Origin of the sequence: Mucilaginibacter sp. PPCGB 2223, assembly GCF_001705515.1 — a bacterium.
In the GTDB taxonomy this organism is placed as follows: Bacteria; Bacteroidota; Bacteroidia; order Sphingobacteriales; family Sphingobacteriaceae; genus Mucilaginibacter.
In genome coordinates this window covers 35,384-51,870 of the sequence record NZ_MDJS01000004.1, presented here as the reverse complement: position 1 = coordinate 51,870, position 16,487 = coordinate 35,384, and the positions used below count along the sequence as shown (strand labels likewise).

The window sequence follows — 16,487 nt, the reverse complement described above, 5'->3', positions numbered from 1 at the left end:
AGTTGTGAGTGGTCAGTTGCTTGAATATTCAGTAATATTAACAGCTCATCATTTTTATTCACTATTCACTACTGACTAAATCACTCAGCATACGCAATAGCCGCAACACTCACCCTGACTCCCGGTATCTTTAACAATTCCAACCCGCAGGCTTCGAGGGTTGAGCCGGTGGTGATGATATCATCGACCAGTAGAATATGCTTTCCTGCAAGTTGTTCTGCGTTGCAGACGCCAAAAACATCTTTCATATTCTCGTATCGCAAAAAGCGTGATTTTTTTGTTTGCGTATCGGTATGTTTTAGGCGGATGAGATTAACCGTATCCACAGGTTTGTTTAGTTTTTGCGCCAGGCCCTCTGCAAACTGCGCGCTTTGGTTGTAACCACGCTGTTTCAGCTTGCGCGGATGTAAAGGCACTGGTATAATTATATCTATATCATTATAGCAGGCCGCGGTAACCAATTGTTTACCGGCAATTTCGCCCAGCCTGTTGCCGATCTTCGGTGTATTGCGGTATTTGAGCTGGTGCATCATGTTCTGCACCCTGCCACCCTTCGAAAAATACAGCAAAACGTAAGCCGATTGCAGATCGATCCTGCCCCAGAATTGCCGTGCGACCACATTATCGGCCTGCTGATGGAAGTTGGTATAAGGCAGATCGTACTGGCAGGCGGTACATATCAGTTCTTCGCCGGTAATGAGATTATTGCCGCAGGCCTGGCACAATTGCGGAAAGATGAGCGCAATAAAATCTTTAAGATAAGTTGCCCGCAGTTTCATTGGCTGAATGTAGCCATTCGAACTAAATTATCAGCCTTCCTGCTCTAAAATTTTAATGTGGCGGATGAGGTTCTCCACCTCGAACATGATGGTGCCGTTGTAAACGCCTCGTATACGGCCGTGCTTATCTACCAGGATAAAGTTCTCGGTATGTAAAAACTGCGACTCATCTTTATCATAACCTATGGCCTCGTCGGCAAAGTAGCCCCGGCGGGCAATGTTATAGATAGCCGTTTTATCGCCGGTTAGCAAATGCCAGTTGGGGTTGATAATTTTTTTATGCTCAGCATAAGCTTTTAACACGCTGACATTGTCGAGTTCGGGTGTAACCGAGTGGGAGAGGATCATCACCGTATCGTTATGCATAAACGTTCTGGCGACGACGCTCATGTTATCCGTCATTTTCGGGCAGATGCTGCCGCAGCGGGTAAAAAAAAAGTCGGCGACATAAATCTTGCCGGTTACGGTGCCGTTGCTTATGCTTTTGCCATATTGGTCGGTAAAGGTAAATGCCGGTATAGTATGCATCTGCTGGTAAGCAGCGGAGTTTTTATCGGGCCAGGTTGGGGTAAAATCGGGCGTATTAAAATAGGGCAGGCCGGGCGGGTCGTTTTTTTCGGTCCGGCTGCAGCCGTATAGCGTGGTTATTACAACTAAAAATAAAGCTATCGCTTTAAAAGAACCGATTAAAGAATGGAGAGCTAATGCCGCATACAGTTCTTTCCCCACGGGAGGGGGCATGGAAGGGTATTTCGCCGGGCCTGCCGGATAATGCCCTTCCTGCCATAGCGCGTCCCGACGCCACCCTCCCGTGGAGAGAAGATTTGAATTGCTATCTTTCATGATCGCTTTCTTAAGCCGTTTACACAGAGCTTCTGCCCAAATAAGCCAAACTTTTCGCCGTTGATGATCACATAATTGGCGCGAACCTTGCCGTCTTCCCACCACATTTTTTCGCTGCCTTCCTCGTGCCCCATTTTATAATGAAAGAAACGGTACATCCGGCCATTGGCTCCCCATTCTTTCAGTTCTCCGTCAAGCTCATCATCGGTAAAATGGTATTCAAATTTTTGTTGCCCGCCGGGCCACCAGCCGCGATGGACACCTTGTTTTTTACCATCGGCAAACCAGCGTACCTGATCGGGCTGTTTATTAGGGTACCACCATTTAAGCCAGCCATCCTGTTTGCCGTTAACATATTCTGCGCGCCTTGCTGTATCGCCCGTAGGGTATAAGGTATAGGCAATGCCGTTAAACGGCTGGTTATGATACAAAACCACATCGCCGCTTTGGCTAAAGCCTGCATTGTTCATTGCTATTTTTAAGTTGCTGCGCTGTTTTGTGCACGAAAACAGCAGCAGCGCCATACAGCAAAATTTAGTAAGATATCGTGCCTGCCGTGCCATAAAACCCGCTTCCGTTAATATAAGGTGCCGCCGCAGTGGTATGGTAATGATAAATACCGCTTGGATAATCGGCTGTTACCGCAAAGTGACCATGATAGGTATCCAAATCGCTGTTGCTGATGGTTTTGCCGTTTTCAGTCGGGCCATAAACAGGGAAGCCGTCCAGCAGGAAGCCGATCAGGGCATCTTTACCTTTATTAGCGGTTAAATAATAAGGCTCGGCATGGTAATGGTATTGTCCCTGCTGCTGCGGGTGGCCGTCGTACTGGTCGAAACTGTTGATTTCGCCGGTTAAAGCCGCGCCGCCTGCCGCGTACTGGTTAAAAATAGGCACACCGTTAATGGCCACGCCCATAGGGCCAAGCGGCGTAGTGGCGTGTGTACTTGCTACAGTTGGGTTAAGGGGGATTTTGTAGGTACAATCGCTTTCGGCAATGGTATTGGGGTTTTGGTTCCAGGCAGAGTTGGTGCCGTTGTAAGCTTCGTATTTGTTCGACCATTGCGTACCCTGGTAATAGGGCGATTTATGGTCGGGCAGACTGGTGGCTTTGATCACCACGTAGTTGCCTTCGATGGTGATACTGGTAGCGCCGTATATTTTTTTATAAACATCAGGCACTCCGGCGCCAATGGTTGTGGTGGTCGTGGTTGTTGTGTTATCGGTTGACGATGCTTTTTTGCAGGCTGCGGTTATGGTAGCTGTTGCCGCAACGGCCGCCATAAACAGGATTAATCTGGTTTTCATTTCTAATCAATTATTTAGGTGGAAAGAGAGACTTTCTAACATTAGAAGCCACCCGAATGAAAAACCTGCGAAAAAAATAAAAATTAATTCAGGCTGTGACTATTGATTATGGTTTCAGATAATGCAATCCTACAGCGCCTGATTTAAATATCTTAGCCTCAGTTAGTTTTAAATTGAGTTGTTCCGGCAGACCGATGCGATCAAACAACCGCGCCCCTTTGCCGACAATAACAGGGTGAACGACAAAATAAAATTCATCAACCAGGCCGGCCGCTATCAGCTGCGAGGGCAGGGTTACACCACCGATCGAAATTTTTGTGCCTGGCTGCTGCTTCAGTTTACGAATTTCTTCTTCCGGGTTGTCACGAATAATCCGGCTGTTTCCCTTTACTGTACCGAGCGTTTTCGAAAAAACGATTTTGTCGGTAGCTGTAAATGCCTGCGCAAAATCGAGCTCCGCCCTGGTTCCCGATTGAGCCTTTGCAGCATCGGGCCAGTAAGGGACCATCAGCTCATAGGTTTTACGTCCGTACACAATCACGTCGGCATCCTGTATAAGGTTGGTGAAATAATCCATGATCTCTTCATCGGGATTAGCAAAGGTGTGATCAAAACAGCCATCAACGCTGATGTTGATGCCGTAAACTACATTTCCCATTGGGTTGGTTTTTTGATTGGAATAAAGATCAGGAATAAAATGCGGTATTTGTGCGGGTGATTTGCGACAAAAAGGAGGGTGCTTAAGTAAGTATTGCGATGTGCGTATTGCGTATTGAGACGAAAAAGTAAAGCTAAAAGCGATAGCGCAATACGTATATCGCAATACTCAATACTAAATTACACCTTTTCCTTTATCGCCAGTTGCCCACAGGCTGCATCGATATCCTTACCGCGGCTGCGGCGTACGTTGGTGATGATATCCTGTTTGCGCAGGTAATCGGCGAAAGCCTCGATCTTATCTACATCGGCATTGGTATAGGCAGCAAAGGATATGGGGTTATACTCGATGATATTGACCTTGCAGGGCACGTGTTTGCAGAATTTAGCCAGCTCCATGGCGTCCTGCAGTTCGTCGTTAAAATCGTTAAAAACAATGTACTCGTAAGTAACCGGGTTTTTGGTTTTGGCGTAATAATATTTTAAAGCTTCGGCCAGGGCCTTGAGCGAGTTTTGCTCGTTAATGGGCATAATCTCGTTGCGCTTTTTGTCGTTAGCGGCGTGGAGTGATAAAGCGAGGTTAAATTTTACGCCATCGTCGCCCAGTTTTTTGATCATTTTGGCAATGCCTGCGGTGGATACCGTGATGCGCTTGGCGGCCATATTGAGGCCGTCTTCGGCGGTGATGCGCTCGATGGATTTTAACACATTGGCATAGTTAAGCAGGGGCTCGCCCATGCCCATATACACAATATTGGTTAGCTGGTGGTTGTAGTTTTCGCGCGCCTGGCGGTCGATCAGCACCACCTGGTCGTATATTTCGTCGGGATTGAGGTTACGTTTACGCTCCATATACCCTGTAGCACAAAATTTACATGTGAGGCTGCAGCCCACCTGCGACGATACACAGGCCGTCATCCGGTCATCAGCCGGGATTAAAACGCCCTCAATTAAATGATTATCGTGTAAAATAAAAGAATTTTTTATAGTTTTATCAGCACTATATTGCGAAGTGTTTATTTTAACATTGTTGATGGTGAACAGCTCATCAAGTTTTTGACGAAGCTCTTTTGAAAGGTTACTCATCTCGCCGAATGAGGAACATGATTTCTTCCAAAGCCACTCATAAACCTGTGCTGCCCTGAAACTTTTTTCCCCTGATTGCACGAAGTGTTTTTTGAGCTCTTCGAGGCTTAAACTACGGATGTCAATCTTGTTGCTTTGCATTGCTGCTGCAAAGTTACTTAAATTAAAAAATGTACCCTTTTATAAATGCTTGTTTTTATTGAAATTACATCAAAAATTACTTTTGGTTAAAAAACCTTAAGTAAAGGTTGATGTTTTAGTAAGAACATCAATTACAATTTAATGAGAAAATTTAGAGCCGATTACGTTTTCCCTGTTAATGCCGAACCGATAAAAAATGGAATTGTAACTGTTGATGATCACGGTAAAATATTGGCCCTTGACGACGGGTTGATACAAACCGATAAAAATGTTGAGCATTTAAAGGGGGTTATCTGTCCCGGTTTTATCAATACTCATTGCCATGTTGAGCTTTCGCACCTGAAAAGTAAGATTGCCCCAGCTGGCGGGCTGATCAGTTTTATAAAAAATTTACAGTCGCAACGTAATGCGGATAAAGACGTGATACTTGCTGCAGCAACTGCCGCCGATAAGGAAATGTACGATAACGGTATTGTAGCCGTAGGCGATATAGCCAACTCGGCCGATACGATCGCTGTTAAACGTAAAAGCAAACTCTATTATCATACCTTCATCGAAGTATTTGGCTTTACACCCGACAGGGCCCAGGATGTTTTTGATAATGCCTTGGCTTTGCGCGAAGAGCATAAACAACTATCTGCTTCAATAACGCCGCATGCGCCTTATTCGGTAAGTAAGGATCTGTTTAAACTGATTTACCGCCTTTGCGAAAAGCAGCCTAACCTCATCAGCATCCACAACCAGGAAACCGAGGAGGAGAACAAGTTTTACCGGTATAAAACCGGCGATTTTTTAGACCTCTATAAATCGTTCGATATCGATATCGGTTTTTTTAAGCCGCAGGCGCGCAATTCGGTGCAAACCACCATCCCGCTGCTTACCAACAAGCAAAACATCCTGCTGGTGCACAACACCTTTACCAACCTCAAGGATATTTACTTTGTTAAACGTTTCGATCGTAAAATTACCTGGTGCTTTTGCCCTAATGCCAATTTGTATATCGAAGGACGCCTGCCAAAGATCGACCTGTTCCTGGATAAAGGCTTCAATATTACGCTGGGTACCGATAGCCTCGCATCGAACCATAAACTGTGCTTACTGAGCGAGATGTACGCAATACAAAATAATTTTCCGGAGATATCGCTGCAGCAGCTTTTGCAATGGGGAACTCTGAATGGGGCGAAGTTTTTAGGTATAGATGATGAAAAAGGCTCGATAGAAATAGGTAAAACACCCGGGCTGAACCTGCTTACCGGTTTGGATGGCTTTACCATTACTGATGAAACTAAGGTTAAAAGGTTGATCTGAAATACACCGTTTTCTGCCTTTTCAGAAAAAGCAAGGGTAGAAAACTAATCCGGTTTGGCTCATTTAAAATCCCACCACACAGCCTTGTCTGGCGGATCGCCGAGGGTATACGGCTCGCCGATACGCGGAACGTTTACCTGCACATGCAGTTTTTCGGCAGCAGGTAGCAGCTTTTCTATAGGCTCGTTCCAGGGGTGGTCGGCCTCAACAAACTTGGCCCAGTGGATGGGCTGCAGCAAATGCGCCCGCAGGTCGACAGCTGCCTGGGCGGCCTGCCCGAGCCAGAGGTGTGTCCACGGCCAGTTAGGGCTGTACTGTCCGCATTCCAGCAGCGCCAGGTCGAACGGGCCGTATTGTTCGCCTATCTGTTTAAAGTGGGGGCCGTAACCGCTGTCGCCGCTGTAAAACATGCGGTAATGGCCAGCCTGTATCACGAAGGACGCCCAAAGGGTTTTATTCTCTGAAGAATAGGTACGGTTACTTTTATGCTGCGCCGGCGCTGCAGTTATTTGCAGGCCGCCAGGCAGGGTTGCCGATTGGTTCCAGTTCAGTTCGATGATCTTTTTACGGTCAAATCCCCAGTATACCAGGTCAGATGCTATGCCCATCGGTACCACGGCCATTTTGATGCGGTCTTTCAGTTTTTTCAGCGTGCGGTAATCGAGATGGTCATAATGGTCGTGCGAGATGATCAGCACATCTATCGGTGGCATATCAGCGGCATGATAATGCCTGGTGCCCGCGAAGGCGGTGATCAGCCCGGGTACCGGCCCGGCATGGTTGCTGAAAATAGGATCGATGAGTATATTGTCCTGCCCGGTTTTGATGAGCATAGATGAATGCCCGAACCAAACGATGGTGGGCGCGGGGGCGGGCAGCTTATTCAAATCGGTTTTAACCCAGGGCAGCTCGTGCGATGGCCTGACGGTTTTAGGGCGATGATGAAAAATAAGATTGTGTCTGATGGTCGAATCGGAGAGCTCAGCCAGGTTTTCGAAAGCCCCGTTCTTATAGTTAGGTAAAGTATCCAGCCGTGCAAGCTCGTCGCCATTCGGGTTTTTACCTACCGATCTGACTATTCCGCAGCCCGCAATCGCCGTGAGCAACAGCACAGCGATCCCAATCCTCAAACAACTCCTCTTCATTCTCTAACTGCCAATAACGCTCATATCCGTCGGTTATTTTACCCTAAGATAATTGCTTTTTTGCTTAATACGATGGTGCGGACAGGATTGTTACTCTTATCCAAGCTTGCGTATATTTGCCCCATGCAAAAAAAGCATTTAAATATCACGGTTAAAGGCAAAGTGCAGGGCGTATCGTTCAGGTATGCCACCAAGGCTGTTGCCGATCAGTTGGGCGTAAGGGGGATTATTCTCAACCAGCCCGATGGCAGCGTATATGCCGAAGCCGAAGCCGACGACTGGAACATGCAGCTGTTTTTGGACTGGTGCCACGAAGGCCCGACCGGCGCAGTAGTAAATTCGGTTGAAACCCATGAAGCCGAACTGAAAAACTATCGTAATTTTGAGATCGTTAAACGGATCGAATAACAACAGGTCAATTATTAGAACAACCATTGTCAACAGCTAAAAAATTTGCCGGGCAAACCGCCATTTATGGTTTAAGTACCATTGCCTCGCGGATGCTGAATTTTTTTCTTACCTCGGCTTATACGCGTATCTACAGCAAAAGTATCTACGGCATTTTTTCGAATATGTTTTCGTATGCCTCCATGCTGCAGGCATTGCTGGCCTTTGGTATGGAGACTACCTTTTTCAGGTATCTGAATAAGCACGACGATAAAAAACCGCAGGTTTATAATAATGCCTTTACTACCATCATTTGTATCACCGTTTTGTTTTTACTGGCAGTGTTGCCTTTTTTAAATACTATAGCCGGCTGGGTAGCTATCGAGAGCACCACTTCTTTTCACGATTATCGCTTATATGTTATTTATTTCGCAAGCTTTTTGGTGATCGATGCCTGGTGCGTTGTGCCTTTTGCCAGGGTTCGCGCAGCCGGCCGGCCGGGGCGTTACGGGTTTATTAAACTGGCCAATGTAATGGTATTTATAGCCCTTAACCTGATATTTATGTATGTGCTGCCTTTTGTTGTGAGCCACCATTACCCCGGTTCCGGCTGGGTGGCATCATGGTTCAAGCAGGGCTGGCTTGGGTATATCTTTTTGTCGAACCTCGCTGCCAGCGCACTTACTTTTGTGCTGCTTTTGCCAGAAGTGCTAAAGCTCCGCTTCGAGCTGGATGCCGCTATGGGGCGCAGTATGTTAATTTACAGCTTGCCGATATTGGTGGCCAATTTTTCGTTTATCATCAACGAAAACCTGGATAAAATGCTGCTGGCTAAGTTGTTGCCCAAAAATATCAGCAGCGAACAATTGGGTATTTATGCCGGTTGCGCTAAAATATCCATTTTCCTCAACCTGTTTGTACAAGCGTTCAGGCTGGGCGCCGAGCCTTTCTTTTTCAGCCACGCTAAAAACAAAAACGCGGGTGTTACCTACGCCCGCATTATGGATTATTTTGTCATAGCGGTGAGCATCGGTTTTTTAGCCATTACGGCCAACATTCAGTTACTTAAATACTTTATCGGTAAAAGTTTTTGGGTGGGATTGCCTTGCGTGCCGCCCTTACTGTTCGGTTATGTAAGTTTAGGTATTTACATGAACCTGTCGATCTGGTACAAGCTATCCGATCAAACCAAATATGGCCTGTATATATCAGGCGTTGGCGCTATGCTGACCATCGTACTTAATATCCTGTTTATCCCCCGTTTCAGTTACATGGCATCGGCCTGGGCTTCGTTTGCCTCATATACGGTCATGATGATACTTTCGTACATTTGGGGACAAAAAAATTATCCCATCCCCTATAATTTGAAGAAAAATGTGGCGTATATTATCGCCTCAATCGTGCTTGTCGTTTTGTCTTTCTATGTATTTAAACGTAATATTTTTGTTGGCAATGCACTTTTGCTGATTTTTGCGTTAATTACATTCATGGCCGAGCGTAAAGAACTGGTGCAGATATTAAAAAGAAAATGAACATACGCGTAATCAACAAATCAAAAAATGCTTTACCGGCTTACGAAACCGCGCATGCCGCGGGTATGGACCTGCGTGCCGACCTCGAAACCGCTGTAACCCTGAACCCGATGGAACGTAAACTGATACCAACAGGCTTGCATATCGAACTGCCGGTAGGTTACGAAGCACAGATCAGGCCGCGCAGCGGGCTGGCCTTTAAATTTGGTATCGGTATCGTTAATTCGCCCGGCACCATCGACGCCGACTACCGCGGCGAGATCAAGGTGCTGCTGGTGAATTTGTCGACCGAACCTTTTGTGATCAATCACGGCGAGCGTATCGCACAGATGATCGTAGCTAAACACGAAACGGTAGTTTGGGAGCAGGTTGAAGATTTGAGCGAAACAATGCGCGGGCATGGCGGTTATGGCCATACAGGGGTTTAATTTTTAGAAATGAAGAAGTGGAGCGCCATACTATTTTTGCTGTTGCCGTTTGCGGTATCGGTTAGCTTTGCGCAGGATAAAAAAACCGTGCGCCCGGTTAACAAGCCCCTTACCGGTGCCGACAGTAACATGGTACGCCAGCTATTTTTTAATGCTTTGTGCGAGAAGACCGGCGAACGCTATCCTGAAGCAGCCGGATTGTTCACCCGTGTTTTGCAGATTGACCCGCTTAACGACGCGTCGCTGTATGAGCTTGGTAACATTAAGCGCCTGCAAAAAGACGAACCCGCAGCCCGCAGCCTGTATGAAAAAGCTACCACCCTGCAACCCGACAACAAATATTACTGGGCCGCCTTGGCCGAGAGCTATGAGAAGATAAACGATATACCGAAGCTCGAGAACGCTTACGACGAGCTGATCCGTATCGATCCGAACAACCCGCAGTATTTGTTTGAGAAGGCCAACGTGCTTTACGCCGAAAAGAAGTACGACCAGGCGCTTGAAGTGTACAAGCAGTTGGAGCAGATAACCGGCCTGAATGACGGCCTGATCATCAACCGGCAAAAAATATATCTGAAACAGGGTAAACTAGATTTGGCCACCGGCGAGTTGGAAGAGATGATCAAATCCAACCCCGATCAGATAAGGTATTACCTGTTGCTGGCCGAGTTGTACAACTCCAACAACATGAACGATAAGGCGCAAAGCGTTTTGCTGCGTGCCGAAAAGGTAAGCCCGAACAACGAATTGGTGCACCTGGCCCTGGCCGACATCTACAGCGATAAAAAGGACTATAAAACCAGCTACGACCAGATCAAGCGGGCGTTTGCTTTGCCCGACGGTGATATCGAGCAAAAGCTGCATATCATATCGGGCTACCTTCCCAAATTTCCCGATCCAAACGCCAAGGCCAGCGCATTGGAACTGAGCCGGATATTAACCACAACCTATCCCAACGATTCGCGCTCATATGCTGCCTACGGCGATATGCTGCAGCAAAACGACTATAATAAAGAAGCGCAGGCCGCCTATAAAAAATCGATCAGCCTCAATAACCAGGTTTATGGGGTTTGGGATCAGCTGGTGCGCGTTGAGCTCAGCAATAACGATATCGATGCCGCGGCCAAAGACGGCGAAGAAGCTTTGTCCATTTTCCCGAACCAGGCCTGGATGAATTACCTGGTAGGTGTGGCCTGGGCGCAAAAAAAAGAATATAACAAAGCCATCAGCTATATTACCAATGTGCCTTCGCTCGAAACACAGGATAACGGCTTGCTTTCGCAAAGTTATTCGGTAGCGGGAGATTGTTATCATAGTATTAAGGATTACAAAAACTCGGATGAGGCTTACGCTAAGTCGCTCGAGTATAATCCCGATAACGCTTATACTTTAAACAATTTCTCCTATTATCTCAGTCTGCGGGGCGAGCAATTGGATAAGGCCGCGCAAATGGCCAAACATGCCAACGATCTGCAACCGGGTAGTTCATCGTTCCAGGATACTTATGCCTGGATATTGTTCAAGCAAAAAAAATATACCGAAGCTAAGCAGTGGATTGAGAAAGCCATTGCTGGCGATAAGGGTAAAGATGCGACACTGATCGAACATTACGGTGATATCCTGTTCTATCTGAACGATGTTGACGGCGCCGTACAGAACTGGAAAAAAGCAAAACAACTGGGTGCGCAAAGTCCCGCTTTAGACCGCAAGATTAATGAAAAGAAATATATCGAATAAGATACTCCTGTTAGCTTTATTGACCCTGTCGGCCTGTTCGGCGAAAAAGAAATTAATTGCCACGCAAAAGCCCGACACTATCCGGGTAAAAGCCGATACTGCCAAAATGGTAGGTACAAACGCTAAAACTCCCGAAACTGCTCATCTTACAGCACAACAATTAGGGTCTATACAGGCAACCCAGCTCAGTTTTACCACCTTTTCGGCGAAAGCCAAAGCAAAAATGAACATCGATGGCAATAACAACGATGTTACCCTAAACATCCGCATTAAGCGCGGGCAGGAAATATGGGTGTCGGTCACCGCGCTTTTAGGTTTGGAGGGCGCACGCGCGCTCATCACGCCCGATAGCATTAAAATAATTAACCGGCTCGATGCCACGTATACTAAAAAACCGTTCAGTTACATTAATCAATACGCTGGTAACCAGGTTAATTTTCAGGCTCTGGAAAACCTGATCGTAGGCAATACCTGGCCGGGCCTGGTTAGCGATAGCAGTGCCGTGCAACCAAACGAAAACGGTTTGGTACTAAGCGGTGCTTTACAGGATATTTTATACAAATTATTTATCAGCAATAATATGCGCCTGGCCAAAACCAGTATGAGCAGCCGGGGTATTGTTGCCCGCGACCTCGATGTGGAATATAACGGCACCATGCAGGTGGCCGACCGTACCTTGCCGGCACAGATCAATATTAACGCTACATCCATCAAATCGAAAATTAATATAGCTTTAACTTATACCAAAGCCGATTTTAATACCAATCTTGAATTTCCTTTCCAGGTTCCGTCCCGATATTCGGTAGTAAACTAATATATTTGTTTGATGAAGTTTTTTAAAGCGTTTGTAATTCTATTCTTTATACTCGGAACGGTAAAAACGTTTGCACAAAGCAGCGATGACCTTAAAAGGCAGCGCGAACAGCTCAATCAGCAGCTGGAAAAACTTAACCACGACCTCGAAGAAACCGCGAATAATAAAAAATCGACCCTGCGCGAGTTGAACATCATCAAAGCCAAGATCCAGCTCCGGGAAGAGGAGATCAAGAACATGAGCGCGCAGATCAGGTTGCTGGATAACCAGATATCCGACAATACCAATACCGTCCACAGCCTGCAAAACCAGCTTAACCAGCTAAAAAAGGAATATGCCGCAATGGTGATCTTTGCCTTCCGCAACAAAAGCGCATACAATAAACTGATGTTTGTTTTTGCGGCCAAGGATTTTAACCAGGCCTATAAGCGGTTGAAATACATGCAGCAGATTGGCGCTTACCGCGAAAGACAGGCACGTTATATTACCGGGACTCAAAAGGATCTGAACAATAAGATTGTTGAACTGGATAAGAACAAGGCCGAGAAAAATACCCTGCTGGTAGATCAGGAAAAACAAAAAGCTAATTTAGGTAAAGAAAAGAATGACCAGGACCAGGTATTGAAGGACCTGTCGAAAAACCAGAAACAGCTTAAACAGCAGATAGCCGAAAAACAACGAAAGGCCCGCGAACTGGACAGGCAGATCATACTGGCTATCCGCCGGGAGGCTGAGGAGGAAAGGCGCCGTGCTGCAGCTAAACTTGCCGCTGAACAAAAAGCCGCGGCCGACAAGGCGCGCGCCGAGAACCGGCCGGTTCCGGTTGTGGTATCCCCTAAGCGACCGACCAAAACCACCAGCGAATCCTTAGAAGCAACACCCGAAGCGGTAAAAGCATCCAGCGACTTTTTGGGTAATAAAGGCCGCTTGCCATGGCCCGTTGCGGCAGGTGTGATCACCCAGAATTTTGGCGTGATCTATACCGATGGTATTAAGGATGAAAACAATGGTATCAATATCAAAACATCAAAGGATGCCACCATACGCGCTGTTTTTGATGGTGATGTAATGCTGGTTGCCGATGTTGCCGGCACCTATACGGTTGTGGTACGCCACGGCGGTTATTTTACGGTATACTCCAACCTGCGCACCGCGTCGGTAAGTAAGGGGCAAAAAGTAAGCTATAAACAGGCTGTCGGCTCACCTGCTACCGATCCGGCCACCGGCGATTATGAAGTAATATTCGAGGTGCTGAAAGGCGAAACCTACCAGAACCCAACTTCGTGGCTGGCGCCTAAATAAGGGCCGGTATAATTTAATTATTCAAAATATACTTAATCTATTAAATTTGTAGCCTAATTTATTGCGGGACGGCTGTTTTATAGTTGTACTTTGATAAGTTTTTTTATTTTCGCTGCATGACGATATCATACCCCTCTTTGTCGGCCATACAAACAGATCTGCAACAAGGTAAAACTACCGTTGTGGGGCTGGTTGAAGGATATTTGCACAACATAAAGCTAAACGAACATTTAAATGCTTTTAACGAGGTTTACGGTGATGAAGCATTGGCGTTTGCCCAAAGTGTTGATGAGAAGCTGCAAAGGGGAACGGCCGGCCGTTTAGCGGGGATGGTGCTGGCTATTAAGGATAATATCTGTTATAAAGACCACCAGGTTACCGCTTCGTCGAAAATTCTGGATGGGTTTAAATCCGTTTATTCGGCCACGATCATTGAGCGTTTGTTAGCCGAAGATGCCATCATCATAGGCCGTACCAATTGCGACGAGTTTGCCATGGGCGGCTCGAACGAGACATCCTACTTCGGCCCGGTAAAGAACCATGCCGATCATACCAAAGTACCGGGAGGCTCATCGGGAGGTGCGGCGGTGGCCGTGCAGGCAGACATGTGCCATGCCGCCATTGGTACCGATACCGGCGGCTCGGTAAGGCAGCCTGCCGCTTTTTGCGGGATAGTGGGGCTAAAGCCGACTTATGGCCGGGTATCGCGCTACGGATTGATCGCTTATGCTTCGTCGTTTGACCAGGCCGGACCGATGACCCGCTCCATCGAAGATGCCGCTCTGCTGATGGAAATTATGGCCGGCGCCGATGATTACGATGCCACCGCCGCTAATGTACCTGTCCCGGCATATACCAACGAACTGAAAGATACCGGGAAAAAACGGATCGCTTACATTAGTGAAGCATTGACCAGTCCGGGCGTTGCCCCTGAGATCAAAGAACTGTTATCGCAATATATCGAAAAATTACAAGCCGATGGGCACGTCGTTGAGCCTGTATCGTTCAAATACATGGATTATGTGGTGCCTACCTACTATATCCTCACCATGGCCGAAGCTTCATCAAACCTGGCGCGGTACGATGGCGTGCATTACGGTTACCGCAGCCGCAATGCTACGACTTTAGAGTCGACCTATAAAAAATCGCGCTCCGAAGGTTTTGGTAAGGAAGTGAAGCGCCGCATTATGCTGGGCACCTTTATTTTAAGCTCGGGGTATTATGATGCTTATTATGCCAAGGCACAAAAAACACGCCGATTGATACAGGAAAAGACGCTTGAAATAGTCAGGGATTACGATTTTATACTTTCGCCTACCACACCTACGCCAGCCTTCGGCATTGCCGAGATTATAAAAGATCCGATCGTGATGTATCTCGAAGATATTTTTACCGTACAAGCCTCATTAGCGGGTATACCTGCAATTTCAATACCCCTGGGCAATAACAAGGCGGGTTTGCCGTTAGCGTTACAGTTAATAACCAAATCGTTTAACGAAAGTGGTTTATTTAGTTTTTCCAAATATGTGTTGGAACTTGCTAAAAATTAGTATCTTAGTATCTGTAACTAAAGTATGGCTTTGGCCGTAAAAACCCTAAAAATTAAAGCATGAGGAAATTATCGACTTTTATTGCCTGCCTGTTTATCATCCAAGTTGCAAAAGCCGACCTTTCAAAAACCTTCACACCAGTTTTCAGGGCCGATTCGTCGGCACTCAACAGCAACCACCGCGATACCACTATTTTACCTGTGGTAACTGTTGGCACGATGTCGTACCAGGGCGCTGCTTTCAAACACCGGCTGGATTCGATCCAGAAGGAAATACCGCTTGATTATAACGAATACGTGCAAAGCTACATCGATATCTATACCTCGCGCAAAGAGGAGATGGCCCGCGTGCTGGGATTAACCAAATACTATTTCCCGATATACGAAAAAGCTTTCCACGATGCGGGTGTTCCCGAAGAGATCAAATACCTCTCGATCGTCGAATCGGCGCTCGACCCGTACGCCGTATCTCGCGTAGGCGCTACCGGCCCATGGCAGTTTATGTTCGCTACAGCCAAGCTTTACGGTTTAAATATAGACAATTATGTGGATGAGCGCCGCGACCCTATACAAGCCAGCTATGCCGCCGCTGCGTATATTAAAGATGCTTATCTCGATTTTGGCGACTGGCTGGTGGCCATAGCCTCGTATAACTGTGGCAAAGGCGCTATCACCCGCGCCATCGAAAAAGCCGGAGCGAGCGACTTTTGGTCGATACGCCCGTACCTGCCTGCCGAAACACGTAACTATGTGCCCGCTTTTATCGCGATAGCTTATGTGATGAATAATTACAGCAAACATGGCATTGCGCCGCGAGTTTGCGAGATGCCGGTAAAAACGGATACTATTTTAGTAAACAAATATGTATCGCTGGCCAATATTTCGAAAGTGCTGAATGTGGATACGCGGCAGATCAGCATGTTGAACCCACAGTATAAAATGCAGGTGGTTAACGGCTCGGACGCTGCGCCGAAGCGATTGGTGATACCGCAGATAGACAAAGCAAGCTTTACCCAGCTATACGACGCACTGAACGACCCGAACATTACTTCGGAGCAGTTTGAACCTGTCCGCACCAGCGTGAACGAAACACCTGCAAAAAAGAAACTAAAAGAATCTACCCCCGAGATACCGGCTTCGCACCGAGTAAAAAAAGGTGAAACGCTGGCTTCGATAGCCGATAAATATGGCATGGAAGTGAGCGAGCTGAAAGCCTGGAACCATCTGAGCAAAAGTAAAGTGGCCACCGGCACCGAACTGCGCCTGACCGCCCCACCTGCTTCGGAATCAGCATCTGCAAAAAAGACAGGCCGTAATTTTATTACGTACAAAGTACGCCAGGGCGATACCCTGTCGGCCATTGCCGAAAAGTTTGATGGTTTGACCGTTGAAAAGATCAAATCGGCCAATAACCTGAAAGGCGAGCGTTTGCAGCCGGGCATGACCTTGAAGATTACCAAAGGATAGACGT

At 46.9% G+C, this 16,487-nt stretch carries 16 protein-coding genes; 9 read left to right on the top strand and 7 right to left on the bottom strand.

The features are described from left to right. Positions 1-80: 80 nt before the first annotated feature. The 6 genes from BEL04_RS18590 to rlmN all read right to left on the bottom strand — a co-directional run bounded on the left by BEL04_RS18590 (position 81) and on the right by rlmN (position 4,814). Positions 81-779, bottom strand: coding sequence for a ComF family protein (locus BEL04_RS18590; protein ID WP_066006309.1), 699 nt, complete (start codon positions 777-779; stop codon positions 81-83). 30 nt (positions 780-809) lie between these two features. Next, positions 810-1,622, bottom strand: a complete 813-nt coding sequence (locus tag BEL04_RS18585; protein ID WP_254659601.1) for an SCO family protein — start codon at positions 1,620-1,622, stop codon at positions 810-812. Then, positions 1,619-2,146 (bottom strand): toxin-antitoxin system YwqK family antitoxin, encoded by a 528-nt coding sequence (locus BEL04_RS18580; RefSeq protein ID WP_066006308.1) that lies wholly within the window; start codon positions 2,144-2,146, stop codon positions 1,619-1,621. The genes BEL04_RS18585 and BEL04_RS18580 overlap by 4 nt, the downstream gene beginning before the upstream one ends. 10 nt (positions 2,147-2,156) lie before the next feature. Further along, positions 2,157-2,930, bottom strand: a complete 774-nt coding sequence (locus BEL04_RS18575) for a YHYH protein (protein WP_066006307.1) — start codon at positions 2,928-2,930, stop codon at positions 2,157-2,159. A gap of 106 nt (positions 2,931-3,036) precedes the next feature. Then, the gene (locus BEL04_RS18570) at positions 3,037-3,588 is read right to left on the bottom strand and encodes a dihydrofolate reductase family protein (RefSeq protein ID WP_066006306.1); all 552 of its coding nucleotides are present in this window, start codon (positions 3,586-3,588) and stop codon (positions 3,037-3,039) included. Between the two features lie 179 nt (positions 3,589-3,767). After that, on the bottom strand, positions 3,768-4,814 hold the full coding sequence (gene rlmN, locus BEL04_RS18565) for a 23S rRNA (adenine(2503)-C(2))-methyltransferase RlmN (RefSeq protein WP_066006305.1): 1,047 nt from the start codon (positions 4,812-4,814) through the stop codon (positions 3,768-3,770). 141 nt (positions 4,815-4,955) lie between these two features. Between rlmN and BEL04_RS18560 the strand changes: the two genes are divergently transcribed. After that, positions 4,956-6,122 (top strand): amidohydrolase family protein, encoded by a 1,167-nt coding sequence (locus BEL04_RS18560; RefSeq protein WP_066006304.1) that lies wholly within the window; start codon positions 4,956-4,958, stop codon positions 6,120-6,122. A gap of 59 nt (positions 6,123-6,181) precedes the next feature. Here the strand turns inward: BEL04_RS18560 and BEL04_RS18555 are convergent, their stop codons facing one another. Then, a complete protein-coding gene (locus BEL04_RS18555; protein ID WP_175404113.1) occupies positions 6,182-7,252 on the bottom strand; it encodes an MBL fold metallo-hydrolase in 1,071 nt (356 codons plus the stop codon). Between the two features lie 138 nt (positions 7,253-7,390). On the opposite strand from BEL04_RS18555, the gene BEL04_RS18550 reads away from it, so the two are divergent. The 8 genes from BEL04_RS18550 (at position 7,391) to BEL04_RS18515 (ending at position 16,483) form a co-directional block, all read left to right on the top strand. Then, positions 7,391-7,675, top strand: a complete 285-nt coding sequence (locus BEL04_RS18550; protein WP_066006303.1) for an acylphosphatase — start codon at positions 7,391-7,393, stop codon at positions 7,673-7,675. Between the two features lie 26 nt (positions 7,676-7,701). Next, complete coding sequence (locus tag BEL04_RS18545) at positions 7,702-9,186, top strand: oligosaccharide flippase family protein (RefSeq protein ID WP_139113107.1); 1,485 nt, start codon at positions 7,702-7,704, stop codon at positions 9,184-9,186. Beyond that, positions 9,183-9,614: a dUTP diphosphatase gene (gene dut, locus BEL04_RS18540; RefSeq protein WP_066006302.1), complete on the top strand. Its 432-nt coding sequence runs from the start codon at positions 9,183-9,185 to the stop codon at positions 9,612-9,614. Before BEL04_RS18545 ends, dut begins: the two co-directional genes overlap by 4 nt. A 9-nt stretch (positions 9,615-9,623) precedes the next feature. After that, positions 9,624-11,351, top strand: a complete 1,728-nt coding sequence (locus tag BEL04_RS18535) for a tetratricopeptide repeat protein (RefSeq protein WP_066006301.1) — start codon at positions 9,624-9,626, stop codon at positions 11,349-11,351. Continuing rightward, positions 11,329-12,165: a DUF4292 domain-containing protein gene (locus BEL04_RS18530; RefSeq protein ID WP_066006300.1), complete on the top strand. Its 837-nt coding sequence runs from the start codon at positions 11,329-11,331 to the stop codon at positions 12,163-12,165. Before BEL04_RS18535 ends, BEL04_RS18530 begins: the two co-directional genes overlap by 23 nt. A gap of 12 nt (positions 12,166-12,177) precedes the next feature. After that, a complete protein-coding gene (locus BEL04_RS18525; RefSeq protein WP_066006299.1) occupies positions 12,178-13,467 on the top strand; it encodes a murein hydrolase activator EnvC in 1,290 nt (429 codons plus the stop codon). Positions 13,468-13,583: 116 nt separating this feature from the next. After that, on the top strand, positions 13,584-15,017 hold the full coding sequence (gene gatA, locus BEL04_RS18520) for an Asp-tRNA(Asn)/Glu-tRNA(Gln) amidotransferase subunit GatA (protein WP_066006298.1): 1,434 nt from the start codon (positions 13,584-13,586) through the stop codon (positions 15,015-15,017). Between the two features lie 59 nt (positions 15,018-15,076). Beyond that, positions 15,077-16,483: a lytic transglycosylase domain-containing protein gene (locus BEL04_RS18515; RefSeq protein WP_066006297.1), complete on the top strand. Its 1,407-nt coding sequence runs from the start codon at positions 15,077-15,079 to the stop codon at positions 16,481-16,483. The last annotated feature ends 4 nt before the right edge of the window (positions 16,484-16,487 follow it).